Raw genomic sequence first — 22,881 nt, 5'->3', positions numbered from 1 at the left:
GTGGGAAGAGATGGAACTTGAAACAATATATATCACCTATATGAATGATATATATCGCTATTTATATTCACTTACCAAAAATCATAATGTAGCTGAGGATTTGCTGCAGGATACATTTACAAAAGCGCATATTACTCTTCTTGGACAAGAAATTCAAGACATTAAACCTTGGCTTTTTAAAGTTGCTTATTATACATATATCGATCGTACTCGAAAAGAAAAGCGATATATTATGTCTGACAATGTTGATCAAATTTATTCAAATACACCGGAACAAATCATTGTTGAACAAGATGCCTATCAAAAATTACTAAAGCTACTAGAACAAATTAAACCAATCGAGAAGCAAGTTATCTTGTTATGTGATGTACATGACTGTACAAATGAGCAAGCTGCAAACATTTTACACTTAAATTTGAACACAGTGAAAAGTCATTTAGCGCGAGGACGTAAAAAAATGCGTGCACTGATTATGAAGGAGGAATAAAGTTGGATTCTTATAAACAATTATTACAACAAGTAAAAGATAGTAATGAGAGAGCGCCTTCTACAACTAGTATAAAAAAAGCCATTGCATCATCGAAGTGGAAACTAATTTTAACCACGCTGACAATTGCCCTGTTAATTGTCCCTACTTGTTATATGCTAACGTTTCTGTATTATGCTTTTGGGACAAAATCGACAACATTAATGGATGTGACAAGCCAAACGCTTTATGTAACAGAACCAAATACAACATTAGAAGAACTGGAATTCGATATGGATTTTTCACTTTTTTCGATGGGCTTATCATTTGAGCAATATAAGCAAATAGGTGATGAGGTTTATCCTATTAAACATTATGATACTCGCTTTATGCTGAATGATTTAGTAGAAAAGAAAATATCTTCTAAACTGGAAAAAACATATCCGAAAAACCCAACGGAAACGAATCAGTGGCTAGTTCATCCTCAAAATCGAGCAGAGTTTAATACAACGGAGGAACGACAAAAATTAAAAGGATTACCAAATGAGACCGTTGTGGAAGCATATATTTCTTTAAACGATTTATATACGGTGGATGAAGTGATAAAGCAAATGCCGGAAGTAGACGTTACATGGGCAGCAATTTATACCGGTGTAGAAGACACCATGCTTAGTGCTAATGGGAATGTTGTATCGCCGATTGGCTATCCAGTACAACCAGATCAGACAAATTGGTCGCCATTTAAAGGTTCTCCTTCTCATGAACAAACTTTTTTATCCATCTTACACTTTCTAGCTAACTATGAAGAGACTGCAACGGCTGTTTCTCCACATAAAAATCTGGACCTAAAAGAACGAATCAACTATTTAGAGCAACACGACATGAAAACGTATGCTGTTGTCATTACAGGCCCTAAAGCTGAAATCGAACAGTTACAAAATAATACAATGATTAAACATGTAAAACTTGGGGAGGTTAAACTATGGAATTGGATGCATTAACAAAACAGTCCATTTTTAATGTCTTTGGCTGGGCTAGTGTTAGCTTTGGCTTGTGGACACTTATTATGATAAATAGTTGGATTATCATTGGTTATCATACGCCATTTGCTAGTCAAAATTTTATTATCCTAACATTTATTTTTGGTATTCTTGCTATCCTATCAAAATCTAGCCGTTCACTTGGGAAGTGGGGTATCTTTCTCGGCTGCTATCTTGTCGTATTTATGACTGTCATATTTATGGTTGGCTGGGCGATTACTCCTTTTCCTTAAAGAGAGGAATTCTTTTTTAATGAAGCCCAGGTACTCAATTTTTTGAGCCTGGGCATTTTTCTGTCGTTTAATGAACTTAGTAGGCTATTGTGTCACAGTAAGATGGCTATTTTTTCATTTTACGTATATATACAAGTTGTCCGATATGGTATGCATTATGAGTCGCAGCATTCGAAATAATTGCCCACCATTCTGCCTTTACAGGATAGCCATTTACAATAGATAAAAGCTGCTCTTCCTCAATGAGCTCTTGCCATTGGAGTAGTATTTGTAACAGCTTTTCTTTTAATTCAGAGAAGGTCTTCTCATCTCTAATGGTAAAAGTGTCATCGTTATTCGTCTTTGCACTGGCATTAACTTGATTTTCTTTATACCGTAATTGCCATGTTTCATTCCAATAAATTAGATGTTGGACAATTTCTGCAATACTATGACTGGACTCATCAGGTTTCCAAAATGCTTCTTGTTCAGTTAGTCCGTCAACAGCTTCATCGAATGAGATATACCAACTACGATCATTCGCATTAGCTAGTAGCTGATCTAACAATATCGTCTTCGCATTCATAATTCACTTTTCATCTCCTTTATTTTTAATATATCATTCTTCTAAAGCAGAGGAAATAAGTACTAAATTCATAGGGCTCTTATTATTTGATTGTAAAGTAATCATTCCTTCTATAAAGTTAAGGAATAAGCAATAGTACTAGTAAAGGAGAAAATGGATTTGTTATATTATGTTATTGATGCTTTTACAGATATACAGTTTGGTGGGAATCCTGCAGGTGTAGTAATTTATGAAGATTTAAACGAAGTGTTTATGCAGAAATTTGCTGCAGAAGTTCGTTTTTCAGAAACAGCATTTATTAAGAAAATAGATAATAAAAATTTTGATATCAAATTTTTTACACCGACAGCACAGGTTGACCTTTGTGGACATGCTACGATTGCATCCTTCAAAGCCCTATTGGACAGCCAACTGATTGAAGATAATCATACCTATTTTATGAAAACAAGGGCAGGTACCCTTTCGGTAGAAGTAAATCAATCCTTTATTAGGATGGAGCAAGCGGAACCTAAGCTAGGAAAAATATTTAATGATTATCATTCTTTATCGAACCTTTTCAATATCGATACAAATGAAATAGGAGATAAAACTTTTAATTTAGTACCTCAAGCTGCGAGCACAGGTCTTTGGGATATGATGCTGCCAATAAAAACAAAGGAAGCCCTGTATGCTTTAAATCCTGATTTTAAAGGACTTGCTGACTATGCAAAAATAAATAATATAGTTGGATTTCATGCCTTTACGCTAGACACAGAAGAAGGAATTGGAGAGAGTCGAAACTTTTGTCCACTCTATGGAATTGATGAGGAAGCTGCCACAGGTACTTCAAATGGGGCATTAACCTATTATCTTTTCAAGAACCATGTTTTAAATGATTTTAACAAAGAGTACACATTCCTGCAGGGATATAGTATGGGAAGACCTTCTACTATTATGACAAAATTAGTTAATGAAAATAATCCTAGAGTTATAGTCGGTGGGAATGCCGTTATTTTGACAAAAGGGAATATTTACTAATCACCAAAAAAGATGAATCAACAAAGCTACTTTATCTAGGAAACGTAGAAAGGGTCACTGGTTAAAGTGACCCAAAGTTAAATTAGAAAAGTATAAAAAGGTAGCCCCTACGATTGCTTTTCATCCAAACCCTCGCTTAGAGATTGTGCCACAGCCACAAACCTTTTTATCCCTTCACTTAATTGTTGTTCATTTACATAAGAATAGCTTAAACGTATCCAGGATGATTGTTGTTTTAATGGATCGCAAACTTGACCTGGCACAAAGGATATCGATTGTTCGATACTTTTTGTTAATAATAATTCAATTGGAAGATGATCTGGGAGCTGCACCCATAAATTAAGACCACCTTTTGGACTGACCCATTGCCAATCTGTTGCTGCTAGCTCTTTCTCCATGATTTCCTTTCGAATCTGTAGGGCGATTCGAATTTTCTCCAAGTGCTGCTGCAATCTTAGTGATGTAAAGTAATGAAGAAAAATTTTTTGATTGAGAAGCGGTGAACCATTATCAGCTAACGATTTGACTGTTTGTAGTGCATTCAGTAAGGATGATGGACAAATAACAGCTGCAATTCTCAAACCAGGTGAGATATATTTACAAAAGCTTCGGATATAAATGACGGTCCCACCAGTATCATATGTGTAAATCGGTGGTGGCGGGGCATGATCAAAAAAGATGTCGTGATAGGCATCGTCCTCAATGATTAGAAATCTGTATTGTTCAGCTAACTCAACGAGTTTTTTACGCTGTTCGATGGGAACAGTATAACCAGTTGGATTATGGAATGTTGGATTGAGATAAAATAGGAGCGGTTTATATTGTTTAATATAGGTTTCAACCTGCTCTAAATCGTATCCGTCCGGATGGATATCCACTGTCACAATTTGTGCGCCTTGTGCCCTAAAACTATCAATCGCTGCACTATAACTTGGACGTTCAAATAAAACCACGTCGCCTGGTTGAATAAAGGCTTGAGCGATTAAGTGAATGGCTTGCTGTGAGCCAGAGGTGATTAACAGATTTTCTGCATGGATGTAAGTTTTATATTGATTGATAAAATATTGTGCGAGTGTTTCACGTAACTCCAAATCACCTTGCACCGTAGAGTAGGTTGCAAGTACTTTTGGATAAAGGTCAAACACGTTTTTTACATATTCTGAAAAATAATGATTCGGCAAAAGATTGGGATCAATTAATGCCTGAGAAAACTGATAGGAAACGGGTGTTTGATGGATTTCAGATAAATGATTTTTTTGTATATAGGCAGAAACAATTGGATCGTCCAGGTTTAGGTACTCAAGATTTTTCTTCCCATTTGATTGGACAAAATAGCCTGACTTATCTTTGACATACACTTTGTCATGCTGTTTCAGTAATTGATATGCCTTTAAGACAGTTAATCGATGCACATTCATTTCACATGCTAATTGCCGTACGGAGGGAATCTTTTCATGTTCTTTCCATTCTTTACGTTCTATTCTGTGAAGGACATAATCGTATACTTTCTTAAAAAGATAGTCTTCATTTCGAATTGCTTTCCTCACATCGATTCCTCCTTTTCAAAACGATTGTACCACGCCCCACTCGAATCTGTTCTATCTTATTCAATCTGTTCTATCCTCTGTCTTTTATGATAGAAAAAGAGGAGGAGTTTTATATGGTTATGATTAATTATTTTTTTATGTGTTTGATTTTTGGAACAACATTTTTAGCGATTAAAATTGGTGTTGATGCAGGCGTGCCTCCATTTTTATCAGCTGGACTTCGTTTTTTCTTTGCTGGTTTGCTACTATTTAGTTTTATGAAGTGGAGAAAAAAAACGGCAATAGGGTTATTATTTCGGAAAGAAGTGTTTTTTACAGGACTAGGTTTAACTTTTGGGACGTTCGCCACATTGTACTGGGCAGAACAGTATGTGACATCAGGGATTGCAGCGGTCTTATCTGCTACTGGGCCAATGATGATTATCATTATTCAGACATTCCTATTAAAGCAAAAAGGAAATCGGCTATCCTTCATTGGTTGTATCGTCGGAGTCCTTGGTGTCATACTCTTAATCTTACCTAGTTTTTCAATTGAGATTAGTCAATTCTGGATGATAGGTTGTTTTGCCATTATACTGGGTGAAACTTTTTACGCATCTGGCACGATTTATACGAAGCATGTCATCCAAACGTTTGAAACGACATCACCGATTGCTTTAAATGCAGCGCAAATGATGCATGGTGGGATCTTATTAATCTTGTTGTCATTGTTTACAGAGAACATACAGCTTCATTATCTTATAAGCCCAGCTTCCATCGGCTCACTTCTTTACTTAACGATTGTCGGTTCTATGATCGGTCATAGCATCTATTATTGGCTTGTCTCAAGAACAAATCCTGTGTTTCCTTCTACATGGCTGTACATTTCACCATTAATTGCCGTAATGCTTGGTGTTATCTTCTATCAAGAATATATTTCTTGGCTAACAGGCATCGGAACGTTAACGATTATTGTAGGAACGATTTTAGTTAATTTTGAAACATTACAGAAGCTGCATTGGAAGAAGAGAGCTGTTATTCAGGATATAAGTCGAAGTTAATCGTATGTGCAAGAGTTTTTTTAAATTTCCTTTGCCAAATGGAAGACAGAAGTTGCTGTATATTTTTGATTGAAGTTGGCATAGATGTTGCCTTTTATCTTGTCCCGTTACAGTGAGCAAAGGGCGTTCCGAGAAATCAATAGCCGAGACAAAATATTTTAGCTAAAGGAAACCGAACAAATTGCTAATAATTATGTCCCAGCCTTGTGATCCAGTTATGGCAGATACCTAAGTCTATTTTGATGAAAATAAATATGTCTTTTTGGGATTGAAATGACCAATACCTTTTAGTGGATAGTCAAAAAATTCTAATAACTCTTTTGGTTTTTGTTACCTAAATACACAAATATTTTATATTTTAGTAAAAATATTCACAATTAGGAAAATTAATGCAATAATGAATATGTAATATTTGGGATTATTACCGTAATATTCAATCTAATACTCACACTATACAAAAAGGAGAATTTTATGTTGAAAAGAAAAGATTTATTCTCATTTATAATGCTATTATTTTTTGCATTTGGATTTAATAGTATAGCCAATGCAGAAGAAAATAATGAGTTATCATCAACTCAAAAAGAACATATGAGACAATTAGGTTTCTCAGAACAAATTATTGAGTCAATGACACTAGATGAATACTCTCACTATGAGAACTCTATTCCAGTAGAGCCTTTCGTTCAAACGGAAACAATATATAAAATTACATCTGATCAAGATGGCGAAGTAAAAAAAGTTGAACAATTTAATGAAGTTGATGGTTTACAAAAAATGAATTTGGAAAACTATTCGTTTCCAGCAGCTACAGCAGCAAGTTGTTCAGGTACGATTTGTACAGAAACAACAAGTTGGATGTCCATGACTACTACTGCTACAAAACTTGGCAACGGAAGAACAATGCTTCATAATAATTTTACTTGGTTAAAAAATCCTAATGTTACTCTTACTGATATGGTTGGACTAACTTATAATGATAGTGCAGTAATTGAGCCATCTACTATAAAATTTTCATATAAATGGAAAGATGGTGTAGGAGACCATTCAAGAAGTTATAAAGATATGAAGAAAAGTCCTCAAGGTTTAGCAGCTACATTTGATATTCAAGGAATAGGTACAAATGCTGGGGCAAGTAATCACCATGGCTATATTTCTGTTGAGGTATCTAAAGGAAATAAAAATGACGTAAGTGCAAATGCTTTTGGGCATTACACACATACAACATTTTCATTTAATATCACAGTAACTATAAAAACAGGTGATATTGGATTAGGTGCGACGACTGCAGAAACTAAAATGACTTCTACCGCTATCAAGTTTAATTTCTAAAAAAAAATTACAGGTGTGATTAAATGATTGATTTTATTGTTGCTACATCGGTTTTGATGAATCCAATACTTACCCTAGTTTTATCTTTAAATGTATGTCTTTTTATAATCAAAATTTCCAAAAATGATTATCAAAGAATTAAAACAAACATAGTATGGATATGTATTTCTAGTACGTATATCATCTTTACTTTAACAATGTTGTTCGCCAACATAGGTAATATATCCTGAATATTCACCTATATTTTATAACAACTATATAGGTAGAAAATTTTACCATTATGAATAGGTTGGTCTATTTATAGTAAGTATTGGAATTTTAGGAGAGTTAATCAAGAATTGACGCTAAGTCATTTTACTCAAATAACAAGTGAAAGTATTACTTTAGAGAGCACCCCTAATATATGGATATATCCTTTATTAGGAGGTGATCTCTTTTAATGATGTAATTCCGAAAAAAGGAAGTGAATAACTATAACTGTTGTATAAACGCACTCTTAACTTTCTCAAATTCATGTTGAGAAGTCTTCTTTAACTTGGGGAATTATGAGGCTGAAATACATTATAGCACCTTCTATTGCTTGAGGATTAATTTTAATTAACTTTATAAGTTATTTCATTAACATACCCCAAAGCCAAATTAGTACTAGTATCTTTTATTTTACAAAGATTTGTGAAATAGTCTTCAAGTACCTCATTACTACACCCTAATTTTTCATGAATTATTGTGTCAGCTCTTAGAGGTGAATAAATGGATAGCAATTTTGATACGCATTTTCTTTTCACTTATTTCATTGGGAGAATATAAAATAAATCCCATTAGTGCACTTAAAAATGAAAACGCAATAATGATATAAATTGACTTTAAATCAAAAGCCATATTGGGATAATATCTTTGTCTTAAAATAGCTATAATAAAGAGTATAGGTGCAAAGATAATCAAAAAATTCCAAATGATGCTTTGTACAAATTCGGAAAATTTTATATATGTATACCCCTTTACAATCCAAGCATTTTTTAAGGACAGGCACATACTGCCCTGATGTAACTGCACGTTCCCCATTAATCTAACTCATAAAGCTTATGTTTTACCTAAAAAACGTTATCCTCGCAATAAAGAAAAACCTTTCCGTCAACTGTCTCAAAATAATAGACATCTTTAAGATTAATCCGTTGAACCCTTCTATTGAAATTTTCAAATTATCACCTTCGAAATTCAAACTATTTCAGGTTAGATGTCCGTGATTTTACTAGTACCATAATGATTTGGAAATAACAACCTTCAGACCATTAGAGCATAATCAACTTTAATTCTTATTTTTTAATAAAACTTTATGTGGATATGTTATGGTGAAGCGTATTAAAAATTTTATATGAGATTATAGAAAAACCCTTTTCTTCAACAATCAGGTGTATTTCTTTTATAAAAGGTTACTAAAGGGTGCTTCGGGTAGGATAAAGATATATTATAAACAATACAATTTCTTGTAACGAAAAGCATTTTAATTCTATTTATAAGTATCCCAGTTAATAGTTTAGAAAAGGAGGGGGCAGGTGGAGGATTTAAGTGGAATCTATCAATCTTATGCAGACGAAGTAAAACGGTTTCTTATTTGTTTAACGTCGGATGTAGATTTAGCGGAAGAGTTAACACAAGAAACGTTTTATCAAGCGGTTAAGTCAATCCATCGTTATAACGGTGATTGCAAAATATCTGTCTGGCTATGCCAGATTGCTAAACACACTTATTATAACTACTTAAAAAAGGAGAAGAACCATCATAATGCCAGTGTAGAAAATATGATGCAATTGGGTTTAGAAATCCCTTCAAACAAGGATTTACCAGAGGTCGTGGTCATAAAGCGCAGTACACTGATTTCTATACATAAAGAAATTCATCGTTTACAGGAGCCATATCGGGAAATCTTTTTACTCAGAACATCGATTCAACTTAGTTTTAAAGAAATTGGTGAGATACTTGATAAAAGTGAAAACTGGGCAAGAGTGACCTATTATCGTGCGAAATTAAAACTATCAGAAAGGATTGATCCGCATGAATTGTAATATTATTAAAGATTTAATGCCATCTTATATGGATGAAATTTGTAGTGAAGAGACTGCAAAAGCTGTCGAAGAACATATAGAACACTGTGAAAAGTGTCAGCGAAACTTACAGATGATGAAGCAACCAACCAATAACATTCAAGTGATGTCAAAAGAAGTAACCGTAGCAAAAGAGCCTTTTAAACGAATTAATAAAAAACGACGTATTCAAGTGCTTATAGCAGTTATGATTACCTTTATGATGACAATAATAGGAGCATGGATCGTACAAGATGTTGGGGTTGTCAATGACATCTTTTTCCCAGATGAGTGGGGAATTGCAACTGTACCGGATGATAAGGAAGAATGGGAGGGTGTAAAGTTTAATGATCAAAACTATATCATATTTGATAGTATTTTTTGGAGAAAAGCAATCGTGAATCATGCGAATAATGAAAAGAACGTGTTAGTAAGAGTAAAAGATGATAACGACAATATAGTCATTGATGCAGTGCAAGTGCCGGCAGGAACAAGTGTGAAATTAGAGGGCTTGAAAAGACATGAAAAATATTATATTGAAATCAAAGCGCCACAAGGTAAATTTACTATTAATGCGATATGAGAAAAAACGATACTAGTCATATATATTGAATTATTTCTCAAGAAAAGGGCAGTAAGTTTGTTTTGGCATACATTCTATTTCAGTATAAAAAACGCTAACCGAATGATTAACGTTTTATACATGATTGAGGGAACACGCAAGTGTATTTGGTGTATACTATATTAGATTCAAAAAACGATTTCGAATAATGAAAGCCCTCAAGTTTCTAAAGTAAGAATGAACAATTGGATTATAAGGAGCCGTTTTCTAATATAGAGTTGGAGTCGGAGGAGAACAACGGAAGGAGTCGATGTCTCTTAAAGCAATTGAATATTGATTCCATCTTCCACCGAAAAACCTGTAACCATAAGCTCTTTCGTGACCCACAGTAGTCAAGAAGAACCAGAAATTGTCACCGTTTCTAAGCCACATATACGTGAAACGAAATAAACAATTTTCAAGCCCCCTTGGATTCTGGCCATAGAAAGGCATTTCTTCCATATTTCGCATATGTCAGATTCACTCCTTTTTAAAATTAGACTTATAACCAGTTTATGCCTAAGGTCAGAGCTTGGGTTGGATGTATGCCCTGCATAGTTTTGTAAGAGGAAGCAGCCACTGCTAAATCGACAAGCTAATATTCCTTGTTAAGTGTAACGGGCACATTTCTTTAGTATGGAAGGGTCTTTCTTCATGAAATGGGCTATATTGGAGAGGAATGGATTATTTTTAAATACACAAGTTTAAATTAATCACGGTGAACCGTATCATAAGTAAGAGAGATTGTCGTATATTCTATCATCAGATACCAGAGGATTTTGCATTTCCACAGATCAACAAAAAGGACGGATATAATGAAATATAATAAAACAACTATGCTAAAGCTTATCAATGAACATCGAACGTTGCATGATGAATTAAAAAAGCTAAAATCTGAAATGGGTTTAGAGAAAAATTTTGCAGTAAAGGCATTGTACCATTCCTATGTTGCAGAGGATGGTCCTTATATGAAAGAATACCAAGATTTAGAGCGATTATAATAAATAGATGTTGCCACTAACAAATAGTTGGAAGTAACACGAACCATTTTGAGCTGATGAGTAGATGATACTCATCAGCTTTTTTACGTCTCGCATTGTGATAACAGTAAGGAGAAAATGTTATCGCTGTCTAGTCAAATGGGCCGCCACTTCCATGTCAGTCCCTGTGGAAAGCGCCTTCCTATGCTACCGTTTTTCCTTCTGAGAAAATATAGTTACTAGAAATGAAATTCAACAGGATAAAAGGCCTGTTAATACGATTCTCATTAACTATGTAAAAGATTTATAATGTACTATTTTACATAAAATTTAGAATATTAATAGTAAATTACAATGTATTTATTATTTATCTGTTAAAATTAATATGTTAATCAAGATTTTGGTGACCAAAATTTTGTTAATTGAATTCTTAAAATAGGAATGAGGGAGGTAGTACTCTAAGTATGGGAATTTGGTGGAATTAAAAAATTGCGTTAACTATTTCACCGATAGTAGGAACTCTAATACCCAAATTACAATCGGTAACAGGTTTATCAGTTTCGTTAGGTTTACAGGTGAGGGGAACACAGTAATTGAATAACTTCACAGAAACTCTTTGATCATTAATAAAAAAATATAAGGAGCTAAACGAATGAAGAGATATAAAATTAATTTCGTTTCCAAAATTGCGTTATCATTTTTACTAGTCATTTCAATGATTTTGCCTTACTTTACAGTTGTAAAGGCTGATTCGACAGAGGCTATTGGAGTGGGGGAAGCGGTCAATCAATTTGATCCAACCACAGTGAAGAGTAATGTTACTGTAGAAGGATATATCGTAGGGTTTGCCAAAAGTGAAACTTCATATTCAGTGATAGCAGATAGTGACACAAATATTGCGATTGCCGATACACCGGGTGAAACAGATGTCACGAAAATGCTGTATATTCAATTACCAAGCTCCTATAGAGCCAATTTCGGTTTATATACTAACCCAAGTAATCTTGGGAAAAAAGTTAAAATAACAGGTTCACTAGAAAAATATTTTGGCAACCATGCAGGGCTAAAATCACCAACTTCAATTGAGTTTGTTGGGGATGATACAACTGAACCAAATCCTCCCGAGACAGCAACAATTGCCGAAGCTCGTGCAGCTGTTGGAACTGACCGCACAGTTCAAATTCAAGGGACGGTTACGACAACACCTGGTAGCTGGGGAGGCAAGGCCTTCTATGTACAGGATGAGACAGCAGGGGTATATGTCTTCTCTAGTTCTGCAGAAGCAGGGAGCTTAGCTGTCGGAGATATTGTCAAAATCACAGGGAAAACTAGTTTATATAGTGGAGAAGTTCAATTTAATTCACCGACAATTGAACGACTTTCTACAGGGACAGCACCTGCACCACAAACAGTGACTCTTCCGATTGATGACAGTTTACAAGGTGAATTAATTACAATTGAAAATGTGAAGATTAAAGATTTAGCGCCATCTGGTACGTATGGTACATTTGAATTTAAAGCGGTCGATGCTGCAAATAACGAGCTGTTAATTCGCCATGATAACCGTACAGGCTATCAGTTCTCTCAGTTTGAAGCAGATGGATTCAATAACAATGATGTCATCACCGTGACAGGGATTGCGTCAATTTTTAACGGGACATATCAATTAAAAACGTTAAGCGCGGAAAGCTTCCAATTAGTATCAAACTATGAGCCAACTCAAGTAGGGAGTGTTAAAGCTTTACCAGCAACAGGCGAAGTTTACGCAGGAACAAAAGTAACATTATCTACAGATACACCAAATGCAACAATCTATTACACGATAGATGGTACTGAACCAACAACAGCTAGTGAGATTTATGATGCAGCAGCGGGCATTGTTGTAAATAAAGCCATGACAATTAAAGCATTTGCTACTGCAACTGGTTTAGACGATAGTGAAGTTGCTTCCTTTAATTTTACAGTGAAAGAAGAGCCGACCGTTATTTCCATTACGGAAGCACGAAATAAAGAAATCGGACAAACTGTCATCATATCAGGTATTGTAACAGCAAAATTAGAAACAGCTACAGCACATATTCAAGATGAAGATGGAGCGGCGATAGCCATTTATCCTGCAGATAGTCTTACTGCAAATGTCGGTGATCGGGTGACGGTGCAAGGTCAAGTAGCTGAATATAGCGGACTCAAGCAATTAATGAATATTTCGCTTGTTGGCGTGCCTGTTCCTTCGACATTACCAGAGCCACACATTATCAAGAGTAATGAGGTTGCAGAAGACAATGAATCGAAATTAGTAACAATTAAAAATGTGGCCATTACTGGTTCGGGTCAAAACTTTACAGGAACTGACGAAGTTGGTACATTTGCTATTTACGATAAAACACGAGACTCAGGTTTAGTGAGTGGAAAAACGTATGGGGAAATTACAGGGATTATTGGTCAATATACAAACCATCAACTGCTCCCGATTCGCATTATTGAAGATGTAACAAAGGTGCAGGATATCAAAGCTTCTCACGTTGGAGGCGTAACAGCTGGCACGAAAGTCTCGCTTTCTACAATGACAGAAGGTGCAACGATTTATTACACAATGGATGGCTCTACACCAACAACAGCAAGTACAAAGTATACAGAGGAAATCCTTGTTAATAAACCAATGACGATTAAAGCGATTGCGGTAAAAGAAGGTTTAACAAACAGTGCAATGGCTACATTTGTTTATGAAATTATTGATACTAAAAATGCCAAGATTAGTGATATTCAAGGGGCAAGTCATACATCACCATATGTTGATTTAACGGTAAATGATGTGGAGGGAATAGTAACATTCGTTATTAATTCATCGAGCTTCATTATGCAAGAAGTCGATTCGGCATTCGATGGCGTAAAATCAACTGCGATCAAGGTAAATAAGTCTGCACATAATGTAGCGGTAGGGGACATTATTAAAGTATCAGGAAAAGTAATGGAAGAGGGTGGCAACTCTCGATTGAAAGATACGCAAATTTCAGCAGCCAATATTACAAAAACAGGTACAGCAGTAATTCCAGAAGCGCTTGTGATAGGAGAGGACCTATTCCCACCAAATAAAATAATCGATAATGATGCCTTTAGCATTTTTGATCCACAAGAAGATGGTATTGATTTTTGGGAATCAATCGAGTATATGCGTGTATCATTCCCAGAAGCAAGAGTGATTGGACCAATATATAATAATGATTCTCCAATTGTTGTACCGAGCACAACCAATAATACATTTAATGTCAATGGCGGTTTAAATATTGCGGCCGATGATTATAACCCCGAAAAAATTATGCTTGAAGGGGTAGCAGGGAAAAACTATGATTCAGGTGATCGTTTTAATGAAGCCCTTATCGGTTTTGTAGAGAATTTTACAGATGGCTATCGACTGAACACGAATAAAGTATTCCCGGAAGTGACAAAGGCGAATATTCAACAAGAAGTGACGCATCTCGAACCAGTAGCGGACAAGTTAAATGTCGCTTCTTATAATATCGAAAACTTCTCGAATAATCCTGCCAACACATCAAATGAAAAAGTAGCCAGAATTGCATCGACATTTGTGAAAAATATGAAGTCACCAGATATTATTACATTAGTCGAGGTACAAGATAATGATGGGCAAATTGATTCAGGAAATGCTGATGCATCAGAAAGCTACATGCGATTAATTAATGCGATTAAAGCTGCTGGTGGCCCTGCTTATGATTGGATTGACGTCATGCCAATTAACAATACAGTAGGTGGTGCACCTGGTGGTAATATTCGTGTAGGTTACTTATATAACCCAACGCGTGTTTCGTTAGTGACAGGTACAAAGGGATTGGGTGACCAAGCGAATACGTGGACAGCAGATGGAAGCCTTGCTTTAAATCCTGGCTTTGTAGATCCATCAAAATTTGTAGATACACGTAAACCAATTGCAGCAGAATTTGAATTCCAGGAAGAACGAGTAGTTATTATCGGAGCTCACTTAAATTCTAAAGGTGGGGATGGCTCACTGTGGGGACCAACGCAGCCGCCGGTGTTAGAATCCGTAACGAAACGTATTCAGCTTGCTCAAGCCATCAATGATTTTATCGATGAAGGACTTGCCATAAATCCGGAATTAAATATCATTGTAGCAGGGGACATGAATGACTTTGAATTCACACCAGCTCTTGAAACGTTAAAAGGTGATATATTAACGAATATGGTAGATAAAGCTCCAGAGCAAGACCGATTTACGTACTTCTTCCAAGGGAACAATCAAGTGTTGGATCATATTTTAGTTTCGAATAATCTTGCTGATGATGCGAAAATTGACTTAATTCATATGAATGCGAACTTTACAGAAGCACAAGGGCGTGCATCGGATCATGACCCAGTCTTAGTTCAAATTGATTTGAAGGCAGGGAATGAGGAAGTCCCAACACCAATCATACCTGAAAATGTATACAACTTTGATAACTACAAAACAGGTAAGTTAATAATGAATCGCGAAAGTATTTCGCTAACGTTAGGGAAAAATACGAATATTAAAAATGGAATCGCGGTATTTAGTGAATATGCGGAATTCCACGGGGAAGGATTCGCAGACAAAACAGTAACAATTAGTCCGAAAAAAGGAAATGCTATTATTGATTTTAAAGGTACACAAATTGGAAAAATAATTATCGAAGGAAAAAATGTAAAAGAGATACGAAATTTACCTACTGAAGCGAACATCACCTATACGAAAGGGGCTTCAGAAGAGGAAATTGAGTTTAAGTAATAGCTCATTGCGGTAAGTTGGTTTATAAACATAGAGTTTAGTAGACAAAAAACCGAAAATGGAATGTTGTTTAACGTCATTAGGGAAAAATTCCTTAATGACGTTTTTATGTATTTTTGAGCATCATGTATTTAAATGAATTACCTTGAAAAACTAAGGTTTCAACTTTTAATTGACTATTACTTTAAATCATAAATTGGATAATCTATGTTATTATTTAAATGTAAGTTTTGATAAATTTTGTTATTAATTAGTTGATTTAAACTCTTACTTATTTAGACAGGAGGTAGCGATGACATGGAACAAAAATTACTAGAATTACTCAACGAAATATATCCAGTGGATTTTATAAAAGTTGAAGCAGTAACAAATGAAATGTTTCGCTGTACCGCAACACAAGGTGAATACTTTGCAAGAATAACAAACTACAAAGGTTATGATGAACAATTAGAAGAGGTTACATATACAAACTACCTACATAATGAAGGACTAGGTGTATCACCTGCAATTGTCTCAATAAAGGGTAGAGTGGTAGAAAAGATAACCTTAAACAAAAAGGAATTATTAACTGTTCTTTATGAATCCGCAGCTGGTAACCATTTACCAAGGAATGAATGGAATGCAAATGTTTTAAAAGAGTTAGGTAGACAAATAGGTAAATTACATCGCCTCTCTAGAAAATTTGAGGAGATACATCCGACTAGATATATCAATGATTGGTATGAAAATGAGGAGTATGCATTCTTGAAATACATTCCTGAGGAAGAGACTACGATTAGAGATGTGGCACAAGAAATATTAAGTACAATAAAAAACATGCCACAAGACAGTTCGAATTATGGATTGTTACACGGTGACTTATGGTTAGAGAATATATTAGTAGATCAAGATTTAAAGCTGTCAATGGTTGATTTTCAAGATTGTGAGAAAAATTATTATATCTTTGATTTAGCTGTTCCCATATATAGTGCGATCGAGTATTCATTTGTCGGTGGTGGGAACATCATTGAATATGGAAGAGGTATTACAAAAGCAATCATCGAAGGATACCAAGAGGAAAACAATCTCCCAAAGGAAATGTTAGATAAACTTCCTCTATTTATCAAACTAAAAGAAATCTTTGAGTATAGCTTGATGCATATGTATTGGAATAAAGAAAACTTAACGGAAGAACAGATAAGAATAATGAACCATTTTAGAATGAGAATTGAAAAAGATCATTCTTTCCTTGACACAAACGGTTTGTTGATAAACTAATCTTAATCTTGCGCAATTCGGATATGGATTTTTAGGAACTGGTCGAATAATTGGGTATCACCAGGCTGTTGTACCCCAACTGCTTTTAATTGTAAAAGGTGAAGGAAAGGTTATAGGTGAAAACGAGGAGTATATTAAAGTACAATGTGGAAATGCAGTGTTTTGGGTGAAGTATGAATGGCATGAGACCAAATCCGGGTGCCAAAACAAGGAATTATAATTAAATAAAATCATGCTTTAAACGAAGGATTATGGCAAGCAGGGGACTTCCTAAATGGAAGTCCTTTTAGGGGAACTTCTTATTTTGCGTGTTATCAACAATTGAAAAGCACTCAAATACAAAAGGTCCTATACAAAACTTTACAAGCTCACTAATTTTCTTACGCCCTCGGCAGGAATCAAACCTATATTTTAAGAAACGCAATCTCATGTGCTTTCCATAATAGAGTTAATTCCCGAGGGAAGCTAATACATCTAGCGATTTACAATTAAGCTAAAATCACTGCGTGTTATTTATGCGAACATTGAGCATTCATTTCGCCCTTACTCTTTAGGATGAAGAAATATCAGAATTTTACCATCCTCAACGTCGTTAGAATAACGTTCAGCTGCATCATCTGGGACTCCAATTTCCATAAGAGCATGTTTTAACCCGCCAGCACCAGAGTTAGCCCCTACGACTGCTCCCCCAATTGTTGTAATAATAGGACCTGCAGCCAACACAGCGCCAAATCCGGGAATCAAAACAGTGGATAATCCTGCTATCACGCCTGCTATGCCAATTGCAGCCCCAGTTGCAGCTCCAGCAAGGGCTCCATCTATAGTGGAGGGTTTTACTTCCTGTGTGTTTTCAGATAATTCTTTTGCTTTTTTAGTAATAACTGAAATTTCCTCAGTTGTATAGCCTTTCTCTTTTAAATTTTCAACAACTTCAGCCGCTCTATGTTCATTATCGTATACACCAATAACTTGATTCTTCATTAAAAATTACCTCCTGTTTGCTTCAGCTGTGTTTTCTTTACCCGTTTTTTTGTATTTCTAGACACATTTCACCTTCAAGCTTCATTTCTTTAAGAATTTCCTTCCTATTATTCTAGTTGTTGAATAATTTTCTTTTTTTGCTCTTTCTACATGAAAAGGGCTATATTAACCTCTTTTAATGACGACTCCGAATAGTTCAATAAAAGGGTGGATTAATTTGGTAAAATAGTTTCAGAGGGGAGGAAATGTAGTGAGAAATATTATTTCTGTTTTCATAATGATTGTTGTAGTCGTCTTAGTAATTAAAATTGACTTCGACAAAAATGATAGTTTCTCTAATAATAATGTTAATGTTGAGAAACAATGGGATCGTATTGCATCTGTCATTGAGAATGCGTGGGATCATTTTGGTTTATTAAGTTTTCAAGCAACCCCAGATTCAACAATTTTTATTGAAATGGATGAAACAAAAAGTGAATTACAATTGAGAAAATATTTAGAGGAAAATGTAAATAAAACAGATTTGAATCAATACAACATTGAAATTACTAAGAAAAGTTTACACGAAGTTGAGACAGAAAGTTTTATGATGAAGGCTTCTGATATTGTATATGATTATTTACAAAAAAATAATTATCACGATGTGGACATTTATGTCCCTTCAATTAAACCTACACCAATACTAAAAATATCGATTCCTAAGTCCAGTACACGTTCTGGCGAAAACATAAAAAAAGAGCTAGAAGATGTATTAACTTCCAAAAGCACTGAACTACCAAACAAAGATATTTCCTACGAAATCCAGGTGATAGAGCGTGTTGATGACAGTACTATTGAATCAGAAGCCTTAATCAGTGATGTTGTTGAAGATTTTCAAGGAACAGAAAACCATTTAATTATTTCTGATACAGATATTTTTAAAGGAAATGGTATCTATAAAATGACTTGGGCGCAACCATCTGATTCGAAGGACTATAAATTTCATGTTACAAACAATACAGGGACAAATGTAACCGTACAGATTCAACAGAGTAGTCAAACGCAAACTTATAATTTAGATGCTAATGATTCTACTACATGGGTCCAATCAGCGGCTTCTTCTGGTGACCATACAATAGTAGTCACCACATCTGATGGAAGGATTTTTAAAGGGGATGTTTTTGTCAGTAAATCTGATGTTCCATTAAACTAAAACCTAATAGTGTTCCTAAATGCAAGTTTGGAAACATGCTTAAAAAGCTACAAAATAAAGTTTTTTCAATAAAGGACGCTTTTCAGCAAGCGTCTTTCTTCATGAAAGGTCCATTTAATAGCAACTAGATAATGACAATAATAAATAATATGTCTTTGTGCTTTCAAAAAAGGACCTTCAGTCTCAATAGCTGAAGGTCCTTCTTTTTTATGCCATTTCATTTTTATTTTCAATATCTTCTATTTTGATAAATTTTAGGACAACGAACAGGAGAATGAATCCCAATACACCTGCCGTAATATAGCTGGCATTGAGATAATTTTTCATGACAAGTGACATAATAGGAGGGCCGGCTGCAACGCCTATAAATCGCGCTGAGCTGTAAAAAGAGGATACGGTTCCTCTTAACTCTTTTCTAATATTGTCAGTAATAATTGTGTCAAGTGCAGGCAAAAGTGCACCAATAGCAATCCCCACTATACTCGTTACGACTAATAAAAGTATCAGTTTTTTGCTTGTAAACCCAACGAAGACAATACTGACAGACATTGCTATCAAGGAGACAATGATTATTTTTTTAATCCTTCCCAGGTTTCCTTTAATTTTTCTACCGGATATATATGAAGCGATACAAAGTAATAAAAGGGGAATGGCCAGGACAAACCCTTTTTTAATCCCTTTTATATCATGAACTTTCTCGAGGTTTTCTGACAAAAAAAATAGCATACTAAATAATATGAGCATTACAAGGACTCCGTTAAGGAATACGGTATACAACCATTTTCCTTCCTCCTTGAAAACTTTTTTTGTATTACGTAAAAACTCTTTGAACTTCAATGGTTCATCATCATCTTTAGGAGCTTTAACGAAGAAGAAAATAAGTATAATTGAAATCAGACTAAGCGCTGAAATGGAAAAGAAGGGCAGGAACCATAAAAAAGCGGCAAATATTGAACCTAAAATGGGACTTAACACTTTCCCAAACGTGTTAGATGTTTCAATTATTCCTAATGTAGAACTTATTTTTTCGTCATCATCCTGATAAAGATCACCTACAAGAGGCAAAACGATCGGCATGGCACCAGCCGCCCCTATTCCCTGAATTATTCTGCCAACAATAATTATTGTGTACGGGTCATCCATTTTCCATGAAGCAAATCCGGCAATCAGACCACCGATTAAAGCTAAAATTAAGCTCGGTAATATGACGATTTTTCTACCGAAGCGGTCCGATAAATAGCCAGCTACTGGGATAAGAAAAATAGCTGCGACTGAATAGCTAGTTATGATCATGCTCGATTGAAATGAAGTGATCCCGACCTTATCTTCCAGTATCGGGAGCACGGGAATAAGCATCGAATTTCCCAGTGTCATGATGAGCGGAATAGAAGTCAAACTTACAATACACCAGACACTTACATTAACCTTCTCTTGGTCCATTACCACACCTCGACTAATATTCTTTTAAAGGTATGGTTTCCTTTCGTGTTCATTTAATGCGCTGTTGGTGAGATTATTGGAATAACACTTGGTAAGCCTGCTTGCCAAAGTAGATCCCGAAACCAATCATTAATAAGGCTGAGATAAAAGAGACCGTTTTCAAAAGTTTTGTAGACAATAATTTCCGAGCGACACTGGATAAAAAGGCATAAATAAAATCCACAAAAATAATGCCAATCAAGATGGCGATGCTTACCAAAATGATTTCATACCCTGTAGAGATACCAGCGTTTTTTGCAAGTATGGAGCCGTATATTCCCAGCCAGAAAAGGATGGTTAGCGGATTCAAAAAAGACATGAAAAATCCGGTCATGATGGATTGTCTCAGTCGAGTTCTTTTACCAGTTTTCGAATCCATCTCAATTTTATGTAGCGACAGTAAACTTTCGATACCGGTGTACAAAAGAACAAAACAGCCGAAAGACCATAGTATTGTTTTCAACCAAATGGAATTGACAAATTGGCCAATTCCAAAATATACGATAAACATATATATAATGTCCGTCGCTATGGCACCCAGACTAAAAAACCATGCATGAAAAAAGCCATTTTTTAAACCTGTATTTAATAGGACAGTCTTAACAGGTCCAATTGTTGCAGCCATTGATATGCCTAAAAAGATATAGGTAAACATAGAATCCATAAATTATCCTCCAATTATCAAATGTACTTGCATTTTATTCGAAGGCAATAACTTTTAGGACAATTTAAAAGGGCGATTCTAATAGGAATTTTGTAATTGTATTCGATATTTTTTTACATAATCATTTCAGTGTCAGCTTTTTTTATGTGATAAAAATAGATATGTGAAAACGAGTGTGCATTTCTTTGTAATTTTATGACAAAGGAACACCTCAATATAGTTAATTGAAACCAAAAGTAGCTTTTTGTACAAATTGCTGATAACTATAAAACTTGCTTAAAAGTAAGGTTACTACAACGAAATATAATGTAAAAGGAGCTAACGTTATTCAGTAATTTGGCGCTATTGTTGAATAAGTGAATTTACGGAGCTGAGGATTATTAAGTAAATAAGAGCAAAATAAAAGCGGCCTCCACGATTAGATTGTGGAAGGCCGCTTTTTTTATAAACACAGTCTACATTATTGTTGTTACAACGGACTCACTTGAAATAAACTAAAAGATCTTTTGAGTTTACTAAGCTTTTCGCAATGATTTCATAATTAAGCTCACTATGAAAACTAGAATAATTGCTCCAATGAGAGCAGGGAAGATATAGAAATCTGAAATTTTAGGACCCCAACTTCCAAGAAGCATACCGCCAATCCATGCACCGATTATACCTGCGATAATATTACCAATAATTCCTCCTGGGATATCTTTACCCAAAATTATACCTGCAAGCCAACCGATAATCCCGCCAATTATTAAAAACCAAATAAAACTCATACTGTCCAACTCCTATTTTTTATTTTAAATATTTCGCCATAGTGTTTTATAACCTTTATTAAACCTCTTCAAACATAAGGAGGAAAAAAATTTGTTTGAAGTTTCAAAGAAGATGGTGGACATTGTTATCTCTAATATGTTTTGTCATCAATGAAGTAAATAAAATAGTGCGTCTGTTATTATCTCCTTTTCTAATCGGGCGTGTTAGCTGTAATTGAAGCAGCAGGTTAACTTAAGGAGGGATTTTTAAAAAATAAGAGAATAACTATTGAAAGACCAAATTCTGGGATATAAGAATATAGCTAGTTTCATAAAGGAATAATGAAACTAAAAAATACTCGAGAGGAGAGAGATATTGATGGAGATAATTCAATTATCAAAGAAGGATGAATTATTTAATAAGGCTATAGATGTTTTTTGGAAAGAATGGGGTGTGGAAGGTGGTCGTGCTTTTTATGAAGATTGTATGATTCATGCCTTAACTAATCCAAATGACATACCGAGTTTTTACATTGCAAAAGTAGATGATAACATTATCGGAACTTATGCATTAATTCGTAATGATCTAAATAGCCGTCAGGATTTGAGCCCATGGCTAGCATGTTTGTTTATAGATGAAAAATTCAGAGGTAATTCTCTAGGAGCTAAATTGTTGAATCATGGACTGCAGGAAGCAGCAAAAAGAGGGTACGAATATCTCTATCTTACTTCAGATCTTAAAGACTACTATGAGAAATATGGTTGGGAAAAGATTGGGGTTGCTTACGGACTTAGTGGAGGGAGAATACCTTTGTTTAAAAAGAATACTGCTCTATAACTAATACAGCGATAGCTAATGGCAATGATTGTAAGTCTTAAAGTTGCT

Annotated in this window: 19 protein-coding genes and 1 pseudogene; 14 read left to right on the top strand and 6 right to left on the bottom strand. The window is 34.9% G+C overall.

Annotated elements, in window-relative coordinates; translation table 11 throughout:
* The first annotated feature begins 10 nt into the window (after nucleotides 1-10).
* The 3 genes from SJW71_RS13925 to SJW71_RS13915 are packed head-to-tail and all read left to right on the top strand — an operon-like array spanning nucleotide 11 to nucleotide 1,739.
* On the top strand, nucleotides 11-487 hold the full coding sequence (locus SJW71_RS13925) for a sigma-70 family RNA polymerase sigma factor (RefSeq protein WP_431811048.1): 477 nt from the start codon (nucleotides 11-13) through the stop codon (nucleotides 485-487).
* Between the two features lie 2 nt (nucleotides 488-489).
* Nucleotides 490-1,467 (top strand): anti sigma factor C-terminal domain-containing protein, encoded by a 978-nt coding sequence (locus SJW71_RS13920; protein ID WP_431811047.1) that lies wholly within the window; start codon nucleotides 490-492, stop codon nucleotides 1,465-1,467.
* Nucleotides 1,449-1,739, top strand: a complete 291-nt coding sequence (locus tag SJW71_RS13915) for a hypothetical protein (protein ID WP_431811046.1) — start codon at nucleotides 1,449-1,451, stop codon at nucleotides 1,737-1,739. The genes SJW71_RS13920 and SJW71_RS13915 overlap by 19 nt, the downstream gene beginning before the upstream one ends.
* A gap of 106 nt (nucleotides 1,740-1,845) precedes the next feature.
* Here SJW71_RS13915 and SJW71_RS13910 read toward each other — a convergent pair whose 3' ends face one another.
* Nucleotides 1,846-2,307 (bottom strand): DinB family protein, encoded by a 462-nt coding sequence (locus SJW71_RS13910; protein WP_274796901.1) that lies wholly within the window; start codon nucleotides 2,305-2,307, stop codon nucleotides 1,846-1,848.
* Nucleotides 2,308-2,457: 150 nt separating this feature from the next.
* Here SJW71_RS13910 and SJW71_RS13905 point away from each other — a divergent pair, with 150 nt between their 5' ends.
* Nucleotides 2,458-3,321: a PhzF family phenazine biosynthesis protein gene (locus tag SJW71_RS13905; RefSeq protein ID WP_431811045.1), complete on the top strand. Its 864-nt coding sequence runs from the start codon at nucleotides 2,458-2,460 to the stop codon at nucleotides 3,319-3,321.
* Nucleotides 3,322-3,428: 107 nt separating this feature from the next.
* Here the strand turns inward: SJW71_RS13905 and SJW71_RS13900 are convergent, their stop codons facing one another.
* Complete coding sequence (locus SJW71_RS13900; RefSeq protein ID WP_431811044.1) at nucleotides 3,429-4,868, bottom strand: PLP-dependent aminotransferase family protein; 1,440 nt, start codon at nucleotides 4,866-4,868, stop codon at nucleotides 3,429-3,431.
* 113 nt (nucleotides 4,869-4,981) lie between these two features.
* Here SJW71_RS13900 and SJW71_RS13895 point away from each other — a divergent pair, with 113 nt between their 5' ends.
* The 8 genes and pseudogenes from SJW71_RS13895 to SJW71_RS13860 all read left to right on the top strand — a co-directional run.
* On the top strand, nucleotides 4,982-5,908 hold the full coding sequence (locus SJW71_RS13895) for a DMT family transporter (RefSeq protein WP_312506138.1): 927 nt from the start codon (nucleotides 4,982-4,984) through the stop codon (nucleotides 5,906-5,908).
* Nucleotides 5,909-6,379: 471 nt separating this feature from the next.
* Complete coding sequence (locus SJW71_RS13890; protein ID WP_274796905.1) at nucleotides 6,380-7,237, top strand: hypothetical protein; 858 nt, start codon at nucleotides 6,380-6,382, stop codon at nucleotides 7,235-7,237.
* 1,553 nt (nucleotides 7,238-8,790) lie between these two features.
* On the top strand, nucleotides 8,791-9,300 hold the full coding sequence (locus tag SJW71_RS13885) for an RNA polymerase sigma factor (protein WP_431811043.1): 510 nt from the start codon (nucleotides 8,791-8,793) through the stop codon (nucleotides 9,298-9,300).
* The gene (locus SJW71_RS13880) at nucleotides 9,290-9,901 is read left to right on the top strand and encodes a zf-HC2 domain-containing protein (protein WP_274796907.1); all 612 of its coding nucleotides are present in this window, start codon (nucleotides 9,290-9,292) and stop codon (nucleotides 9,899-9,901) included. Before SJW71_RS13885 ends, SJW71_RS13880 begins: the two co-directional genes overlap by 11 nt.
* Before the next feature lie 833 nt (nucleotides 9,902-10,734).
* Nucleotides 10,735-10,920, top strand: a complete 186-nt coding sequence (locus SJW71_RS13875) for a hypothetical protein (protein ID WP_274796908.1) — start codon at nucleotides 10,735-10,737, stop codon at nucleotides 10,918-10,920.
* A gap of 631 nt (nucleotides 10,921-11,551) precedes the next feature.
* Nucleotides 11,552-15,676 (top strand): chitobiase/beta-hexosaminidase C-terminal domain-containing protein, encoded by a 4,125-nt coding sequence (locus SJW71_RS13870; RefSeq protein ID WP_431811042.1) that lies wholly within the window; start codon nucleotides 11,552-11,554, stop codon nucleotides 15,674-15,676.
* Between the two features lie 297 nt (nucleotides 15,677-15,973).
* A complete protein-coding gene (locus tag SJW71_RS13865; protein WP_431811041.1) occupies nucleotides 15,974-16,933 on the top strand; it encodes a phosphotransferase enzyme family protein in 960 nt (319 codons plus the stop codon).
* A gap of 46 nt (nucleotides 16,934-16,979) precedes the next feature.
* A pseudogene (locus tag SJW71_RS13860) lies at nucleotides 16,980-17,129 on the top strand (cupin); the annotation flags it as partial.
* A gap of 347 nt (nucleotides 17,130-17,476) precedes the next feature.
* Here the strand turns inward: SJW71_RS13860 and SJW71_RS13855 are convergent.
* Entirely contained in the window at nucleotides 17,477-17,914 is a 438-nt protein-coding gene (locus SJW71_RS13855) for a general stress protein (RefSeq protein ID WP_431811040.1), read from the bottom strand.
* Between the two features lie 250 nt (nucleotides 17,915-18,164).
* Here SJW71_RS13855 and SJW71_RS13850 point away from each other — a divergent pair, with 250 nt between their 5' ends.
* Entirely contained in the window at nucleotides 18,165-19,106 is a 942-nt protein-coding gene (locus tag SJW71_RS13850; protein WP_431811039.1) for a hypothetical protein, read from the top strand.
* Between the two features lie 207 nt (nucleotides 19,107-19,313).
* Here SJW71_RS13850 and SJW71_RS13845 read toward each other — a convergent pair whose 3' ends face one another.
* The 3 genes from SJW71_RS13845 to SJW71_RS13835 all read right to left on the bottom strand — a co-directional run bounded on the left by SJW71_RS13845 (nucleotide 19,314) and on the right by SJW71_RS13835 (nucleotide 22,016).
* Entirely contained in the window at nucleotides 19,314-20,546 is a 1,233-nt protein-coding gene (locus SJW71_RS13845) for an MFS transporter (RefSeq protein WP_312506123.1), read from the bottom strand.
* Nucleotides 20,547-20,619: 73 nt separating this feature from the next.
* The gene (locus tag SJW71_RS13840; RefSeq protein ID WP_274796913.1) at nucleotides 20,620-21,249 is read right to left on the bottom strand and encodes a LysE family translocator; all 630 of its coding nucleotides are present in this window, start codon (nucleotides 21,247-21,249) and stop codon (nucleotides 20,620-20,622) included.
* 515 nt (nucleotides 21,250-21,764) lie between these two features.
* On the bottom strand, nucleotides 21,765-22,016 hold the full coding sequence (locus SJW71_RS13835; protein WP_274796914.1) for a GlsB/YeaQ/YmgE family stress response membrane protein: 252 nt from the start codon (nucleotides 22,014-22,016) through the stop codon (nucleotides 21,765-21,767).
* 358 nt (nucleotides 22,017-22,374) lie between these two features.
* On the opposite strand from SJW71_RS13835, the gene SJW71_RS13830 reads away from it, so the two are divergent.
* A complete protein-coding gene (locus SJW71_RS13830) occupies nucleotides 22,375-22,833 on the top strand; it encodes a GNAT family N-acetyltransferase (protein WP_274796915.1) in 459 nt (152 codons plus the stop codon).
* Nucleotides 22,834-22,881: the final 48 nt, after the last annotated feature.

It is taken from the genome of Lysinibacillus sp. FW12 (assembly GCF_050817245.1).
In the GTDB taxonomy this organism is placed as follows: Bacteria; Bacillota; Bacilli; order Bacillales_A; family Planococcaceae; genus Lysinibacillus; species Lysinibacillus irui.
This window is presented reverse-complemented; position numbering and strand designations above follow the sequence as displayed.